This window comes from Bacillus sp. bc15 (assembly GCF_900142585.1).
In the GTDB taxonomy this organism is placed as follows: domain Bacteria; phylum Bacillota; class Bacilli; order Bacillales; family Bacillaceae_G; genus Bacillus_A; species Bacillus_A cereus.
Window position 1 is genome coordinate 1 of the sequence record NZ_FRBJ01000011.1, and the last position, 16,544, is coordinate 16,544.

A 16,544-nucleotide genomic window follows, 5' to 3' on the forward strand; every position below is an offset into this window, starting at 1 on the left:
TGGGGCCTTAGCTCAGCTGGGAGAGCGCCTGCCTTGCACGCAGGAGGTCAGCGGTTCGATCCCGCTAGGCTCCACTTATTTTAATATCATTTATGGCGGTGTAGCTCAGCTGGCTAGAGCGTACGGTTCATACCCGTGAGGTCGGGGGTTCGATCCCCTCCGCCGCTACCATAAAGGACCTTTAGCTCAGCTGGTTAGAGCAGACGGCTCATAACCGTCCGGTCGTAGGTTCGAGTCCTACAAGGTCCACCACTAAAGGTTTATATCTCGGAGGTATACCCAAGTTCGGCTGAAGGGATCGGTCTTGAAAACCGACAGGCGGCGAGAGTCGCGCGGGGGTTCGAATCCCTCTACCTCCTCCATTTTTTCTTAAATTACATATTATATCATCGCGGGGTGGAGCAGTACGGTAGCTCGTCGGGCTCATAACCCGAAGGTCGCAGGTTCAAATCCTGTCCCCGCAACCAAATGGTCCCGTGGTGTAGTGGTTAACATGCCTGCCTGTCACGCAGGAGATCGCCGGTTCGACCCCGGTCGGGACCGCCATTTTAATAAGGCTCGGTAGCTCAGTCGGTAGAGCAGAGGACTGAAAATCCTCGTGTCGGCGGTTCGATTCCGTCCCGAGCCACCATTTTGAAGTCGCAAGCCGGCTTAGCTCAATTGGTAGAGCAACTGACTTGTAATCAGTAGGTTGGGGGTTCAAGTCCTCTAGCCGGCACCACTTTCAAAATGAGCCATTAGCTCAGTTGGTAGAGCATCTGACTTTTAATCAGAGGGTCGAAGGTTCGAATCCTTCATGGCTCACCATTTTCAATTTAATGCGGGTGTAGTTTAGTGGTAAAACAAGAGCCTTCCAAGCTCTGGTCGAGAGTTCGATTCTCTTCACCCGCTTTTCAATTATGGGCCTATAGCTCAGCTGGTTAGAGCGCACGCCTGATAAGCGTGAGGTCGATGGTTCGAGTCCATTTAGGCCCACCATAATTGTTCCGCAGTAGCTCAGTGGTAGAGCTATCGGCTGTTAACCGATCGGTCGTAGGTTCGAGTCCTACCTGCGGAGCCATATTATAGAGAAGTACCCAAGTGGCTCAAGGGGCTCCCCTGCTAAGGGAGTAGATCGCGAACGCGGTGCGAGGGTTCGAATCCCTTCTTCTCTGCCAGTAATTGGCCCGTTGGTCAAGTGGTTAAGACACCGCCCTTTCACGGCGGTAACACGGGTTCGAATCCCGTACGGGTCATACTAAAAGAGATAGCATAAACTGCTATCTCTTTTTTGTTGTATAAAAGTAGACTTTGGATAGTCTGCTTTTTTTATGCAATAGAAGAAATATGAAGTATTCGCTGTTGCAGTTAGGTACATAGAGAGCCGTAAATACAATCATGTTATTTATTTGGACCTGTATGGATATGAAGGAAGTATGACTGTAGCCTCCTACACTTGGAGAAACCGATGAAAATACATCCGGGAGCTACTGTGGAAAATAAATAATATATAGAAGACAGCTTTTTTAGGTTGTCATTATTGTCGAGTTTTGTCGGTAAGTCGATATATTGCAAAAATCGCTGATATAATTTGAGTTACGGTCGATATATTCTAAAAATCGTCGATATAATTTCACTTACCGACAAAAACATAAGAAAATCCCTTTCACAATCTAAAGAAAACGCCTCCATTGAAATGGATTCCACACCTGATCTAATAACTTTACACTTTATGTGAAAAAGTTCACAAATAGGTCATAATTTGTGAAGTAATTCACAATGATACGTGCTACAATATGAGTGTAAAGAAGTTAAACAACATTAAATTAGTATTTTAATTAATTACTTAAACAATCATAAAAAATAGATGTGAACAATAGAGAGGGGAAATTACCATGAAAAAAGGTATCAATCGTGTAGTATTAGTAGGAACAGGAGCTGTAGGTTGTAGTTACGCTTACTCAATGATCAACCAAGGTGTAGCTGAAGAGTTCGTATTAGTAGATGTTAATGAAGCAAAAGCAGAAGGGGAAGCAATGGACTTAAGCCATGCGGTACCATTCTCTCCATCACCAACAAAAGTTTGGAGCGGTAGCTATGCAGATTGTAAAGATGCAGATTTAGTAGTTATCACTGCTGGATTACCACAAAAGCCAGGTGAAACTCGTTTAGACTTAGTTGAGAAAAATACAAAGATCTTTAAACAAATCGTTCGCGGTATTATGGATAGTGGATTCGATGGAATCTTCTTAATCGCAACTAACCCAGTTGACATTTTAACTTACGTAACTTGGAAAGAATCTGGTTTACCAAAAGAGCGCGTAATCGGTTCTGGTACTACTTTAGACTCTGCTCGTTTCCGTTACATGTTAGGTGACTACTTAGATGTAGATCCACGTAACGTTCATGCTTATATCGTTGGTGAACACGGTGACACTGAACTTCCAGTATGGAGCCACGCTACTATCGGTGTACAAAAACTAGAAACAATCTTAGCTAACAACGAACAGTACAATCAAGAAGACTTAGATAAAATCTTCGAAAACGTACGTGATGCAGCTTACCATATTATCGAGCGTAAAGGTGCAACTTACTACGGAATCGGTATGTCACTACTTCGTGTAACTAAAGCAATCTTAAACAACGAGAACAGCGTATTAACTGTATCTGCATACCTTGAAGGTCAATACGGAGAGAAAGATGCTTACGTAGGTGTTCCAGCTGTAATTAACCGCGAAGGTGTACGTGAAATCGTAGAACTTGAGCTAAATGAAGATGAAAAAGCGAAATTCGCTCATTCTGTAAAAGTATTAAAAGAAACAATGGCACCAGTACTATAATAATTGCTAAATAATTCAGAGGTGGGAAACTGCTTCTTACCTCTGAACTTATATAATTTAATATAAATTCCTTTTCCGGTTTCCCTTGTATATCCCCAATATACCCCTTTTGCTGGATAAGGGTCGTTTATAGAAAAGAGCACTCTACTTTACGTAGAGTGCTCTTTATTATCCCGCATTAACGGGCAGTAAGATCCCCACCTCAAAATGCAGCGAAAGCAAAGAAGTTAGTTTGGTGATCAACTGCCCGTAAAAGCCCGATTGGTTCAACTAATAATCAGTGGGGGGTGAACACCCCCCACTGATTAAAGTTTCACTTTATCATTTTTTAGGCGTTAATCCCAATTTCTTTAAAATATCTGTCAGTGTACCGCTTTTTGATTTTTCTACAGGTGTTTGTGATTTAGATGCATCTGGCCCTTTTTTCAAGAAGTTCTTTTCAACGAAGCGAATATCTTTTTCGTCGACAATCCCATCTTTATTAAGGTCTCCGTCTTTTACAGTTAGTCCTTTTTTACCATAGTTGCTAGCGATAATTTCAGCATCTTTAATATCGATTACTTTATCAGCATTTACATCGCCGGCAAGGTTTTCGTCAGGTCTTGCATAATAATATTGGCCAAGCAGCTTACCGTCTTTTTCAGTACCAAGTTTCGTTGTTAGGCGGCTTGTTAAATGTCCTGGCACTTCTACATATAGGTTATAGTCGCGTTTATTAACTGGAAGTCCATTTAGTTTGAAGTACCCATATTTATCTAGTGAGCCTTCAAACTTATGACGGTAAGAATCAGTTGCATATACTTTTACGCCAAGCTTTGCATAATCAAACTTTTCATCTAAATATCCACGTTCATTTAAGAATGCACCAGGTTTAATATTTCCTTCTACTAGTGAATTTAAGGACATAACTGAGAATGTTTGATCTTGAAGTACACGCATTCTATTTGGTTCTGATTCACCTTGTTTCCAGTAAACAAAAATTGGTGACTCTAATTGAGCGTTTGCTTCATAAAATTCATCATTTTCTACTTTGAAAGTTACATCAATGAACGGGAAATCACCATCTAATCCAGCAAAGTTTTTGTCATCGATAGCGCCACCAACTGTAACCGAACTTGCCTCTAGTTTCGGTTCATTTACTTTTGCGGTTACTCCTTTTTCGGAAAGTAGCTTTTCAAAAGCAGGATTAAACTTCGCATTTGCAAATTTGAAGTTCTTCTCTAGGAAGTTTACATTAAATTGCCCAGCAACAAATTGTTTTACGTGTTTTGCGTTTAGTGTTACTGTGAACTCGTCATTTTTATATAATTCTTTTTTATCGTAACTAGCTTTCGCATATTGAGCACCTTGTGGGATAAACCAGTAGTTATTTACACCGCTTGGATAGTCAGCTCCTGCAGTTGCATAATCGAAAATATATACGCCTGTGTTCATTGGACCTTCCGTTTTGAAGGAGTCAGGTGTAATGCCAACTTTAAAGTCGCCATTTGCATTAATCGGTAAAAACTTATGCAAGTATGGAGAATAGTCATAGTACATAACGCCATTCGCTTCTTGCGTAATGTTTAATCCTTTTCCTTTTAAGTAGTCAACGTTTGAATCGTATACATTTCCTTTAATCCATAGTGCTTTTTTGCCATCTTCTACTGTATAATTTTCTTCATTTAACTCGTAAATACCAGGTTTTAATCCAGTTAGTTTCACTTCTGGTGGGGTATTATCAATTACAACATAATCACCTTTTACACGTGCTTTCCCAGCCTTATCATAACCGACAAACTCAATTGTGTAGTCTCCTTCTGGTAAGTTGATTTTCTCATCACCAATTGGTTTTGCAGGATCATTTGTAAAAGGATACACTTTTCCATTAAAGAATGAGTCTAAGTAGTAATACACATCAGTTTTTAGTCCACTTGTGTTTAATGTCCCAATGAAGCCCAGAGCTTTATCTGTTTTGGAATCTTTTACGATAAGATCTAACGTTTCAAGTTCGCTGTTTAATTGGAATGCCCCGTGAACATACGATTCACCGTATGGATTAAATTTAGATGTATCAGTTGAAATTGCTTTTCTTGATAGTATTGCATTTTCAATACCAGGCTCTGATACACGAATAGAGAATGGGATTTGATATGTTTCTTCTTTATTTTTCGTGTTCGTAATATGAATATATCCTTCATATCGGCCTTGTTTTACACCGGCTGGAACATTAATTTTTGCTTCAATTTCATCTGCTTTGCCAGCATCAAGAGTAATTGTTTCTGGAGCTGAGATTTTTACACCGTTTGCGACAGCATCGTTAATAGTAGAAGAAGCCGGTGTATAAGAAATTTCTGTTTTAAATTCTTTTTTCTCTTGTTTATTATGATTAGTTACTTTTATATTTCGTTTTTGTTCAAGAGCTTCACCGTCTTTTTGATAAAACTTACCGAATGCAATAGATCCAGTTTCTTCGGGCACTTCAATTACTTCATCATTTACAACAGTTTGTGTCGTATCTAATACTTTAAAGCTTGTTTCTGTACGAACGGCGTTGTAAGCATCTACTCGCCCAGCTCCAACTTCATACACCGAATATTTTTCTTTTAAATCATCAGCTGTGTTCATAAGAGACGCTTTTACATCGAACGGAGAGTAGTCTGGGTGTTCTTGTAAAATTAGAGCAGCAACGCCAGCAATATGAGGGGAAGCCATAGATGTTCCTTGCATACGCTCATAGGAAACAGCGTAGTTTTCACCCTCTTGCGGGTCGTTAATATATTCAGGAACTGTTGAAAGGACAGCGACACCAGGCGCTGTAATATCAGGCTTAATATCATCATTTGCTGTAACAGGACCGCGTGAGCTAAAGTCTGCAAGATGATCGCCTTCTGTTTGAATGTAATTAATTTCATCGAAAGTTAAGGATGTGCTACCTTGTTCAATTTGAGCTTTTAGTTTTTCACCGTCTTCTTTCGTTAGGCGGAATGCTGGAATGTATTTTGTGCTTTCACCAACGTAGAAAGGAATTTCTCCATCCACGTTGTTATAAATAATAACGGCTTTTGCACCTGCTTGTTTTGCGTTAGCAATTTTTTCATCAAATGAGGTTGTACCACGTGCAACGAGAGCGATTTTTCCTTTTACATCTTTTTTACTAAACTCGTCAGGCGTACCGATTCCTACAGATTCAATAGGTAAAGTTTGTCCCTTGAAATCTTCTATTTTATCAGTGAAGTTTTTGCCGAACAAAATTAGGTTAGGGAATTGTAATTGTCCAGCATGACCTGATAGTTTCGGTAAGGAAATAGAGCTATCACTGGCTCCAACCGTAATAGCAAATGGCGAAGCACCTGGTGATCCGAGTGTTGATGGATTCGGTCCAGAGTTATCAGCAGCAACGACTGTAACAACGCCTGAAAGCATCGCGTTATTAACAGCGATAGATGTTGGATCAAGAGGATTGTTGCTATCATCACCTAACGATAAGTTAATAACGTTCATACCGTCAGAAATAGATTTATCAATTGCAGCGATAATACCTGAACTATCTCCACTTCCGTATGGACCGAGTACACGATAGTTATACAGTTCAATGTCAGGTGCAACACCTTTTACTGCTGAATCAGATTGGTTCTTCTTTTGAGCAGAAACGATACCTGCTACGTGAGTGCCGTGGGCTGTGTAGAAGGAAGAACCACGGTTATCAAATTCAGGAGCACCAGATTGTTGCCATTCTGAATAAGTAGTTTCCATTGGATCTGCATCATTATTAATAAAGTCCCAACCCTTTACTGAATTTGGATCTACTTTGCTAGAGTCCTCACCAGGTTTTGCGCGATAGCCTTTATATACGTCTTTTAAGTCAGGGTGATTGTAATCAATACCTGTATCTAATACACCAACTTTAATTCCTTTTCCGGTAATACCCTCACTATGTAACTTATCTACCCCGATTTGAGGGATGCTGTCTGTTAGTTTTTGGGGTGCTTTTTGCTCAGCTTGTTTTGGTAAATTTAATTTCACTTCGTAATCTTTCCAAATGCGTTTTACAACACCAATTCGTAACAACTCTTCAACTGTATTTGCTGGTAATGTCATTGCAACACCATTTAGCGCATGCTTATAAGAACGTTTAATTTGTACAGACTGGAAGTTTCCTGATTTTACTGATGGGCTGAATTGATAAAGACGTTTTAGTCCTTTTTCGAATTCTTCATGTTCTTGATCAATACGTGCTTTTATATTTTCAGGAGCAGATTGTAATCCTTTTTCTTTTTGTTTTAATTCATTAATCTTTACTGGAGCAGTTTGAAATTCTACAATGATATTTACAGGCTCAGAACTACTCGTATTAATATCTGGTGAAATTGTAAAACCAGGGTTGGCATCTACCGTTTGTAATGCCAGGCGTTGTTCTTTAGAAAGCTTCGATAATATAGAATGAGCATTTGAAGATTCAATTTGGTTAATAGGACTTTCAGCAAGTACATTGAACGGAATGGCAGTTGAAAACAGAACGCCAGCCGTTACAATTCCAGTAACAAAACGATTTTTCTTTTTCATTTATAGGCCTCCGGTAATTTATATTTTTAAAAATTATTTCTCCACACCTGCTGTTTGCTCAGCATGGAAAGTCCAGTTTAGCTGCAGGGAATCACCTTGAAATTTATTTTGATCTTGGTCGTTATCTTCAAATGAGAAGAGAACGTGTAAGTAATCTGTTTCACCAGATTTAATACCATCTATTAAGTTATGACGTTCTAGAGACGTAGCGACATCTTCAGGTTTCATAGTTTTTAATTTTGATAGTTTTGTTTCCCACAAAATCTCATGATCATCGTTTGGATTAGATGGCTGTCCATCATTCACTAGAAACTTGACGATAATGTGATCACCTAAATCTTCACCGTCATTATTTTGCTTTGCATCTGTAACTTCATATGATGTTTCAAGTGCTACTTTTGCGATATCCAATGTACCTTTATTTTTAAGCTTGAAGTTCCTTTCAATAAAATCACCTGGTTTTAAATCTTTCACATTAACGATTACACTTGGATTAAGAGAAAGATCTAGTGTTCCAGCTTGAAATGAGTTACTCGATGTTTCTGAATCACTGAAATAGGCGAATACACCTCCGAATGTAAGGGATAAACCAAGTGAAGCGGTGACAACTCCCATTCCTACTTTTTGTTTTAATGACATAAGAAAGCCCCCTAGTTAAATTTTTATAGCAATCGTTCGCAACAAGGATAAATAAGTAAACATAGTAGTCCGCTATGAATTATAGTTACGAAAGATCGTAGTTCTTTATTGAGAACAAGTATATGCTTATGAATTTCGCATTTCAATAAAATTGTGACAAAAAATGTTGAGAAACATTTTTTTATGACAGATTATTTTATGGTTATTTTAAGTGGAAAATAGCGTGAAAGATAGAATAAACCTAATAAAATAAAGGTTGAGAAAAAATAATAGACAGAAATATAGAAGAATAATAAAGCGTTTTCAATGAATATTCGTCAAAATTCGATATTTTACACGGAAATGTGAAGAAAAACTAACATTTTTAAGAAAAAAACGAATATTTTTTATAAATTAACAAGGATATTGCAGTTTTTCACAGAAATAGTTAAAGTATAAAAAATTCTGTCATCTAAGTGAGGTGAGCATATTGAGTGTAATAAATTGTGAAGAAGTGAAACGAGATGAGTTTCATACAGAAAAGTACTATGAAAGTTATAACATCTTTGGTGCACATGTTGTGACGGAAGGTGAGATTCAAGGGGTACGGTTCACAGTGTGGGCTCCTCATGCGAAAGCAATGAGTGTTGTTGGAGATTTTAATGAGTGGGATTATGAGCAACATAAGATGCTACAAGTGACAGAAGAAGGCATTTGGTCCTTATTTATACCGCATATTGAAGAAGGAGAAATATATAAATATGCGATTGAAACGTTGGCTGGTGACGTCATTTTAAAGGCAGATCCGTATGCTGTATATGCAGAAGTAAGACCGAATACGGCATCTGTAGTTTTTGATATAAAAGGATATGAATGGAATGATAAAAACTGGAATCGTAAGAAAAAGAAAAAATCGATTTATAAAGAAGCGATGACAGTTTATGAATTACATTTTGGTTCTTGGAAAAAGAAAGAAGATGGAACGCTGTACTCTTACAGGGAAATGGTTGAAGAGCTCATCCCGTATGTGGTGGAACATCAATTTACACATATTGAAATTATGCCGCTTGTTGAGCATCCATATGATCGTTCTTGGGGATACCAAGGAACGGGATATTATGCAGCGACGAGTAGATTTGGTACGCCGCATGATTTAATGCATTTTGTCGACGAATGTCATAAATATGGAATCGGTGTCATTTTAGATTGGGTGCCGGGGCATTTTTGTAAAGATGCTCACGGTTTATATTTGTTTGATGGCACACCGACCTATGAATATAAAGATAAAGATGTACAAGAAAATCCAGTATGGGGAACTGTCAATTTTGATTTAGGGAAGAGAGAGGTACGTAATTTCTTAATTTCAAATGCGTTATTTTGGATGAGATATTTCCATATTGATGGTTTCAGAGTAGATGCAGTTGCGAATATGTTGTACTGGAATAAAGAAGGACAAGAGCAAAGTAATGAGCTTGCTGTTTCATTTTTAAGAGAGTTAAATGAAGCAGTGTTTGCAGAGGATGAAGATTTTCTTATGACGGCAGAAGATTCAACAGCTTGGCCATTTGTAACAACTCCAACGTATGAAGGTGGGCTTGGATTCAATTACAAATGGAACATGGGCTGGATGAATGACGTGCTGAAATATATGGAGTGTGCGCCTGAATATAGGAAACACATTCATGAGAAAATGACGTTTTCTTTACTATATGCGTACTCTGAAAACTTCATATTACCGCTTTCTCATGATGAAGTCGTTCATGGGAAAAAGTCGTTATTAAATAAAATGCCAGGTGATTACTGGGATAAGTTTGCTCAACTTCGTTTATTATATGGATATTTCTTTACTCACCCAGGAAAGAAGTTACTTTTCATGGGAGGAGAATTCGGACAGTTTGATGAGTGGAAAGACCTTGAAGATTTAGATTGGAATTTACATGATTTTGAAATGCATCGTTATATGCATGATTACTTTAATGAGCTCATAGCATTGTATAAGCGCTCAAAACCACTTTGGCAGCTTGACCATTCACCTGAAGGTTTTCAGTGGATTGATGCTAATAATAATGAGCAAAGTATTTTCTCTTTTATCCGCCAAGGGGATAAACAAGAAGATGCGTTAGTTGTCGTATGTAATTTTACGAAAGCTACATATGAAAACTATAAAGTAGGTGTACCAGATTTCGAGTATTATAACGAGATTTTAAACAGTGATGCACAGCAATATGGCGGTTCGGGGCAAGTGAATAAGAAACGTCTTAAGACAATTCTAGAACCGTACCATAATCAAGCGGCACATGTAGAGATTACAATTCCACCATTCGGCGTATCCATATTACGACCAGTGAAGACGAGAAAGGGGAGCAAAAAACAAGATGGCTCAAAAACAAAAGTGCGTAGCAATGTTACTAGCAGGGGGAAAAGGTAGTCGTTTAAGTGCATTAACAAAAAATTTAGCCAAGCCAGCTGTTCCATTTGGTGGTAAATATCGCATTATTGATTTTACGCTAAGTAACTGTGCGAATTCTGGTATTGAAACGGTTGGGATTTTAACACAATATCAACCACTTGAACTTCATAATTATATCGGAATCGGAAATGCGTGGGATTTAGACCGAGTAAACGGTGGGGTCACAGTATTACCTCCTTATGCGGAGTCTTCAGGGGTTAAGTGGTATACAGGTACGGCAAGTGCCATTTATCAAAATTTAAACTATTTAAGTCAGTATGAACCGGAGTATGTTCTTATTTTATCAGGTGACCATATTTATAAAATGGATTACAGTAAGATGCTAGATTACCATATTGAGAAAGAATCGGACGTATCCATTTCTGTTATTGAAGTACCTTGGGATGAAGCGAGTCGCTTTGGCATTATGAATACAAATGAAGAAATGGAGATTGTTGAGTTTGAAGAGAAACCACAATTTCCAAGAAGTAATCTTGCATCAATGGGAATCTATATTTTTAATTGGTCAATTTTGAAAGAGTATTTAGAGATGGATGCGAGAAACCCTGAATCTAGTAACGATTTTGGAAAAGATGTACTTCCGCTTTTATTGGATGAAGGGAAGAAGTTAATGGCGTATCCGTTTGAAGGATATTGGAAAGATGTTGGAACGGTGAAGAGCTTATGGGAAGCGAATATGGATTTGCTTCGCGATGAAACATCACTGAATTTAAACGATCGTAATTGGCGTATTTACTCTGTCAATCCAAACGAACCGCCTCAATATATTGCTGAAAAGGCGAAAGTAGAAGAATCGCTTATTAACGAAGGGTGCGTCATTGAAGGGGACGTGAAGCATTCTGTGTTATTCCAAGGAGTGACGGTGGAAGAAGGAAGTATGGTGATTGATTCTGTCGTTATGCCAGGGGCTAAGATTGGTAAAAATGTTGTGATTGAAAGAGCGATTGTTGGATCAGAAATGGTTATTGAAGATGGAACAATCATTCGTCCAGAAAAGAATGTTGACGATGTAGTATTAATTGCTGAAGGGAAATAGAAAAGGGGGATGAAATGAATGGGAGAAAAAATGTTAGGAATTATTAATGCAACGGGAAGTTTTCCTTCCTTAAAGAAAGTAACAGGGCATCGTTCACTAGCGGCGTTACCGTTTGGGGGCCGTTATCGACTCATTGATTTCATGCTTTCAAATATGGTGAATTCTAGTATTCATAGTGTAGCAGTTTTTACAAGCCATAAAAATCGTTCGTTAATGGACCATGTTGGTTCAGGAAAACAGTGGGATTTAGATAGAAAACGAGACGGACTATTTTTATTCCCGCCAAACTGCCAATGTGACCAAGATGAATTTGGGTCTTTTGCACACTTTAGAAGACATATTGATTATTTTCTAAGAAGCAGAGAAGAGTACGTTGTTATTACGAATAGCCATCTCGTAACAGCATTAAATTTTCAAGCGGTGTTAGAGCGACATATACATACGGCAGCTGATATTACAGAAGTTTGCCATGAAGGGGTTTCGCTTCAAACATACGTGTTAAAGAAACAATTATTGTTAGACTTATTTGAGTCATATAAAGATGTGGAGCAATACAGTTTATTTGATGTAGTGAGAGAAAAACGCGGGAAATCATTACATATTGCTACATATGAGCATACTGGATATGTAGCAATTATTGACTCGATCGAAAGTTACTATAAGCATAGCCTAGAAATTTTGCAACCTGCTATTTGGAAGCAATTATTTAAGAAAGAAGCGCCGATCTTTACGAAAGTAAAAGATGAGCCACCAACTCGTTATCTAAAGGGTGCAGTCGTGAAAAATACAATGATTGCAAATGGCAGTATTATTGAGGGGGAGGTAGAAAACAGTGTTATTTCCCGTTCAGTTAAAATTGGAAAAGGATCAATTATTCGTAACAGTATTATTATGCAAAAGAGCCAAATTGGAGATAACTGTATAATAGACGGTGTTATTATTGATAAAGACGTGAAAATTGGCGACGGTGTCGTATTAAAAGGAAATATCGATGAGCCGTATGTTGTAGAAAAAGGAAGCGTACAAAACAGTACGATTAATAGTTATTCCTAAAGAATCAGTGGGGGCTTTTTCCTCCACTGATTAAAGTTTTAATTTAAATGAAAACTCGAAGGGAGGAAGCTGCAAGAGGAGTAATAAAAACTTTTCGCGCAGTGGGACAACAAGTGAATATTTTATTTGCAGTATCAGAATGTGTACCGTTTGTGAAATCGGGAGGATTAGCTGATGTAGCGGGTGCGCTCCCAAAAGAGTTGAAAAAATTAGGAGTGGACGTTCGTATTATACTTCCGAATTATAGTCTCATTCCACAAAAGTTAAGAGATGGATGTACGTTACATAAAGTAATTAACGTCCCGCTCGGGTGGAGGAATCAATATTGTGGAATTTTAAAAGGTGAGCAAGACGGAATTACGTATTACTTAATAGATAATGAATATTATTTTAAGAGAGATTCTCTGTATGGTCATTATGATGACGGGGAGCGTTTTTCTTATTTCTCAAAAGCAGTGTTAGAGTGTATTCCACACCTTGATTTTGAAGTGGATGTTCTTCATAGCCACGATTGGCATACGGCTATGATTAATTTCTTACTTCGTGAAAAGTATCAAGATAACCCGTTATATGAGCGTATTAAAACGGTATATACGATTCATAACTTGCAGTTCCAAGGAGTATTTCCTCCTGAAGTGATGTACGACTTGTTAGAGCTTGGTGATGAATATTTTCATAGTGAGCAGCTAGAGTTTTATGGAAACATAAACTTTATGAAAGGCGGTATTATCGCTTCGGATCAAATTACAGCGGTAAGCCCGACGTATAAAGAAGAAATTCAATATGAATTTTTCGGTGAGAAGTTAGATGGATTACTGCGAAAATATAATGATAAGCTTAGCGGCATTGTAAATGGTATTGATACGAGCGTATATAATCCAGAAACGGATTCGTATATTAAGGCTCAGTATGATGCAGAGTCATTATATGAAAAGAGTGAAAATAAACGCGCTTTGCAGCGTTATTTTGGTTTGCCAGAAAAAGAGGATACACCAATTATTTCAATGGTAACGAGATTAACGAAGCAAAAAGGTCTTGATTTAGTACGCACTGTATTCCGCGAAATAATGGAAGAAGATGTACAATGTATTATTTTAGGTTCAGGTGATTCGGAATATGAGCAATTCTTTGAGTGGATGGCATATGAGTATCCGGAGAAGGTAAAAGTTTATATCGGATTTAATGAAGAATTAGCTCACCAAGTATATGCGGGAAGCGATTTGTTTTTAATGCCATCGCTGTTTGAACCGTGTGGACTTGGACAACTTATCGCATTAGCGTACGGTACGATTCCAATTGTAAGAGAAACAGGTGGATTAAACGATACAGTACATTCTTATGATGAAGAAACAGGCGAAGGAAATGGTTTCAGTTTCACGAACTTTAATGCACATGACATGCTGCATACGGTTCACCGTGCAATTGAATTTTATCATGATAAACCAGTGTGGGAGCAGCTTGTAAAACAAGCGATGACTGAAGATTATAGCTGGGAGCAATCGGCTCTTGCTTATAAGGAATTGTATAAAAGTCTCATGGAATAACATGTAGGTGGTGAAAAAATGTTTACTCATGTTGAAAGTTTTAAATCAACTTTTCTAGAAAAGTTAGAGACGATGTATGGGAAAAGTTTCAAAGATTCTACAACTCGTGATCAATATAATACGCTCGGCCATATGGTACGTGAGTATATGAATAGTCAATGGATTGCAACGAATGAGAGTTATCGATCCGGAGAGCAAAAGCAAATGTATTACTTGTCTATTGAGTTTTTGCTTGGACGTTTGCTTGGAAGTAACATCTTGAATTTAGGTATTAGAGATGTATGCGAGCAGGGGTTATCTGAACTAGGGATTTCGTTGCAAGAGTTAGAAGAAGTGGAAGCAGATGCAGGCCTTGGTAATGGTGGGCTTGGACGCTTAGCAGCCTGTTTTCTCGATTCACTTGCATCTTTAAACTTGCCAGGACACGGCTGTGGAATTCGTTATAAACATGGTTTGTTTGATCAGAAAATTGTTGATGGTTATCAAGTTGAATTTCCAGAACAGTGGCTTCTTCATGAAAATGTATGGGAAGTAAGAAGGCATGATCAAGCTGTGGAAGTAAGTTATTTCGGCAGTGTTGAACCGCTAGAAATTGACGGGCGTTTAGAGTTTAGGCATACAAATGCAGAAGTCATTATGGCAGTGCCATATGATGTGCCGGTAGTAGGCTATGAGGCGAGTGCTGTAAACACACTTAGACTTTGGAATGCTGAACCAGTTCCTTTCCCGCAAAACTGCAAAGATATTTTGAAATATAAGCGCGAAACAGAGGCTGTATCGGAGTTTTTATATCCAGATGATACGCATGATGAGGGGAAAATACTTCGTTTAAAACAACAGTATTTCCTCGTATCAGCAAGTTTACAAAATATTGTTCGAATGCATAGAGAAAGATATGGTGACCTTCGTCAACTACATGAAAAAATTGCGATTCATATTAACGATACACATCCGGTTTTAGCAATTCCAGAACTGATGCGTATTTTACTAGACGAAGAAAAGTTAACATGGGAAGAAGCTTGGCACATAACGACGCAGACGATTTCTTATACGAATCATACGACGTTATCAGAAGCGCTCGAAAAGTGGCCAATTCACATTTTTAAACCATTATTACCGAGAATTTATATGATTATTGAAGAGATTAATGAACGTTTCTGTCATGAACTTTGGGAACGTTATCCTTATGAATGGCATCGCATCGAAGACATGGCAATTATTGCGCATGATCTTGTGAAAATGGCTCATTTAGCAATTGTCGGTAGCCATAGCGTAAACGGTGTAGCAAAAATTCATACGGAAATATTAAAGCAGCGGGAAATGCGATTGTTTTATGAATTTTATCCAGATAAGTTTAATAATAAGACGAATGGAATTGCTCATAGGCGCTGGCTTATGAAAGCAAATCCACAGTTAACAAATCTCATTTCAGAGGCGATTGGAACAGAGTGGAAGAAAGAACCGATTAAGCTTCAATCGTTGCAAACAGTTCAATATGATGCGAGTTTCCAAGAGAAATTTGCAGAAGTAAAACAAGAACGTAAAGAGATTTTAGCGGAGCGCATTCATAATACAATGGGGATTACGATTGATCCAAATTCTATTTTTGATGTGCAAGTGAAAAGATTACATGCTTACAAACGACAATTATTAAATGTTCTTCATATTTTATATTTGTATAACCGTTTGAAAGAGGATGCTAGTTTTACATTTTATCCGCGTACTTTTATTTTTGGAGCGAAAGCATCACCTGGATATTATTACGCGAAAAAAATTATTAAATTAATAAATGAACTCGCAAGAAAAGTAAATAATGACCCGTATGTCAGTCAATATATGAAAGTTATCTTTCTAGAAAACTATCGAGTTTCTTTAGCGGAAGATATATTCCCGGCAGCGGATGTAAGTGAACAAATTTCAACGGCGAGTAAAGAAGCATCGGGAACAGGTAATATGAAATTTATGATGAACGGTGCGATTACACTCGGAACGCTAGACGGAGCTAACATTGAAATAAAAGACCGGGTCGGTGATGATAACTGTTTCATTTTCGGCTTAACAGCGGAAGAGGTTCTTCATTACTATCAAAATGGTGGATATCGTGCAAGTGATTATTATCACCACAATAGGCACATTAAGAAAGTAGTTGATCAATTAACAAATGGTTTCTTTGCACAATCGGGAGCAGAATTTGAAGCGATTTATGATTCTCTCGTTATTCAAAATGATGAATATTTCGTTCTGCGAGATTTTGGCCCATATGCTGAAAAACAAGAAGCTGTCGGTAGAGCTTATGAGAACCGAACAAAGTGGCTAGAAATGTCGATTTTAAATATTGCACAGTCTGGTCATTTTGCGAGTGATCGAACGATTTTGCAGTACAGCAATGAAATTTGGGGTATTGGTAATGCAGTTAAACAGTTTTAAAGAAGTTGCTATATTGGGAGATATATTATCGA

General features: G+C 38.0%; 8 protein-coding genes and 14 tRNA genes. 20 read left to right on the forward strand and 2 right to left on the reverse strand.

Translation table 11 applies throughout. The features are described 5' to 3' along the window. Nucleotide 1: 1 nt before the first annotated feature. The 15 genes from BUA87_RS24955 to BUA87_RS25025 all read left to right on the forward strand — a co-directional run bounded on the left by BUA87_RS24955 (nucleotide 2) and on the right by BUA87_RS25025 (nucleotide 2,819). Nucleotides 2–74: transfer RNA gene (locus tag BUA87_RS24955), tRNA-Ala, on the forward strand. 20 nt (nucleotides 75–94) lie between these two features. After that, nucleotides 95–171, forward strand: a tRNA-Met gene (locus tag BUA87_RS24960). 4 nt (nucleotides 172–175) lie between these two features. Continuing rightward, a tRNA-Ile gene (locus BUA87_RS24965) sits at nucleotides 176–252 on the forward strand. Between the two features lie 17 nt (nucleotides 253–269). Next, nucleotides 270–362: transfer RNA gene (locus BUA87_RS24970), tRNA-Ser, on the forward strand. 28 nt (nucleotides 363–390) lie between these two features. Beyond that, a tRNA-Met gene (locus tag BUA87_RS24975) sits at nucleotides 391–467 on the forward strand. A 3-nt stretch (nucleotides 468–470) separates the two neighbouring features. Then, nucleotides 471–546: transfer RNA gene (locus BUA87_RS24980), tRNA-Asp, on the forward strand. A gap of 9 nt (nucleotides 547–555) precedes the next feature. Further along, a tRNA-Phe gene (locus tag BUA87_RS24985) sits at nucleotides 556–631 on the forward strand. A 14-nt stretch (nucleotides 632–645) separates the two neighbouring features. After that, nucleotides 646–721: transfer RNA gene (locus BUA87_RS24990), tRNA-Thr, on the forward strand. Nucleotides 722–731: 10 nt separating this feature from the next. Then, nucleotides 732–807: transfer RNA gene (locus BUA87_RS24995), tRNA-Lys, on the forward strand. A 13-nt stretch (nucleotides 808–820) separates the two neighbouring features. Further along, nucleotides 821–891: transfer RNA gene (locus BUA87_RS25000), tRNA-Gly, on the forward strand. A 10-nt stretch (nucleotides 892–901) separates the two neighbouring features. Next, nucleotides 902–978: transfer RNA gene (locus BUA87_RS25005), tRNA-Ile, on the forward strand. A 7-nt stretch (nucleotides 979–985) separates the two neighbouring features. Continuing rightward, a tRNA-Asn gene (locus BUA87_RS25010) sits at nucleotides 986–1,060 on the forward strand. 6 nt (nucleotides 1,061–1,066) lie between these two features. Beyond that, nucleotides 1,067–1,157, forward strand: a tRNA-Ser gene (locus tag BUA87_RS25015). A 6-nt stretch (nucleotides 1,158–1,163) separates the two neighbouring features. After that, a tRNA-Glu gene (locus BUA87_RS25020) sits at nucleotides 1,164–1,235 on the forward strand. Between the two features lie 639 nt (nucleotides 1,236–1,874). Next, complete coding sequence (locus BUA87_RS25025; RefSeq protein WP_000715346.1) at nucleotides 1,875–2,819, forward strand: L-lactate dehydrogenase; 945 nt, start codon at nucleotides 1,875–1,877, stop codon at nucleotides 2,817–2,819. A gap of 321 nt (nucleotides 2,820–3,140) precedes the next feature. Here BUA87_RS25025 and BUA87_RS25035 read toward each other — a convergent pair whose 3' ends face one another. Both BUA87_RS25035 and BUA87_RS25040 read right to left on the reverse strand, forming a co-directional pair. Next, nucleotides 3,141–7,364 carry a S8 family serine peptidase gene (locus BUA87_RS25035; RefSeq protein ID WP_072941131.1) on the reverse strand — a complete coding sequence of 1,408 codons (4,224 nt, stop codon included), beginning with the start codon at nucleotides 7,362–7,364 and terminating at the stop codon, nucleotides 3,141–3,143. Nucleotides 7,365–7,397: 33 nt separating this feature from the next. Continuing rightward, nucleotides 7,398–8,003 carry a CalY family protein gene (locus BUA87_RS25040; protein ID WP_072941135.1) on the reverse strand — a complete coding sequence of 202 codons (606 nt, stop codon included), beginning with the start codon at nucleotides 8,001–8,003 and terminating at the stop codon, nucleotides 7,398–7,400. Between the two features lie 469 nt (nucleotides 8,004–8,472). Between BUA87_RS25040 and glgB the strand changes: the two genes are divergently transcribed. The 5 genes from glgB (at nucleotide 8,473) to glgP (ending at nucleotide 16,512) form a co-directional block, all read left to right on the forward strand. Beyond that, a complete protein-coding gene (gene glgB / locus BUA87_RS25045; RefSeq protein ID WP_000111412.1) occupies nucleotides 8,473–10,410 on the forward strand; it encodes a 1,4-alpha-glucan branching protein GlgB in 1,938 nt (645 codons plus the stop codon). Further along, nucleotides 10,358–11,488 (forward strand): glucose-1-phosphate adenylyltransferase, encoded by a 1,131-nt coding sequence (gene glgC / locus BUA87_RS25050; RefSeq protein ID WP_000057604.1) that lies wholly within the window; start codon nucleotides 10,358–10,360, stop codon nucleotides 11,486–11,488. The genes glgB and glgC overlap by 53 nt, the downstream gene beginning before the upstream one ends. An 18-nt stretch (nucleotides 11,489–11,506) precedes the next feature. Continuing rightward, nucleotides 11,507–12,541, forward strand: a complete 1,035-nt coding sequence (glgD, locus tag BUA87_RS25055) for a glucose-1-phosphate adenylyltransferase subunit GlgD (RefSeq protein ID WP_000504162.1) — start codon at nucleotides 11,507–11,509, stop codon at nucleotides 12,539–12,541. 113 nt (nucleotides 12,542–12,654) lie between these two features. Then, the gene (gene glgA / locus BUA87_RS25060; protein WP_072941245.1) at nucleotides 12,655–14,085 is read left to right on the forward strand and encodes a glycogen synthase GlgA; all 1,431 of its coding nucleotides are present in this window, start codon (nucleotides 12,655–12,657) and stop codon (nucleotides 14,083–14,085) included. Between the two features lie 18 nt (nucleotides 14,086–14,103). Continuing rightward, nucleotides 14,104–16,512, forward strand: a complete 2,409-nt coding sequence (gene glgP, locus BUA87_RS25065; RefSeq protein WP_072941140.1) for a glycogen phosphorylase — start codon at nucleotides 14,104–14,106, stop codon at nucleotides 16,510–16,512. The last annotated feature ends 32 nt before the right edge of the window (nucleotides 16,513–16,544 follow it).

Bases quoted from the DNA above. Each gene is read 5' to 3' on its own strand.
- glgC (WP_000057604.1), top strand. From the start codon at position 10,358: ATGGCTCAAAAACAAAAGTGCGTAGCAATGTTACTAGCAGGGGGAAAA.
- BUA87_RS25035 (WP_072941131.1), bottom strand. From the start codon at position 7,364: ATGAAAAAGAAAAATCGTTTTGTTACTGGAATTGTAACGGCTGGCGTT.
- glgD (WP_000504162.1), top strand. From the start codon at position 11,507: ATGGGAGAAAAAATGTTAGGAATTATTAATGCAACGGGAAGTTTTCCT.
- BUA87_RS25025 (WP_000715346.1), top strand. From the start codon at position 1,875: ATGAAAAAAGGTATCAATCGTGTAGTATTAGTAGGAACAGGAGCTGTA.
- BUA87_RS25040 (WP_072941135.1), bottom strand. From the start codon at position 8,003: ATGTCATTAAAACAAAAAGTAGGAATGGGAGTTGTCACCGCTTCACTT.
- glgP (WP_072941140.1), top strand. From the start codon at position 14,104: ATGTTTACTCATGTTGAAAGTTTTAAATCAACTTTTCTAGAAAAGTTA.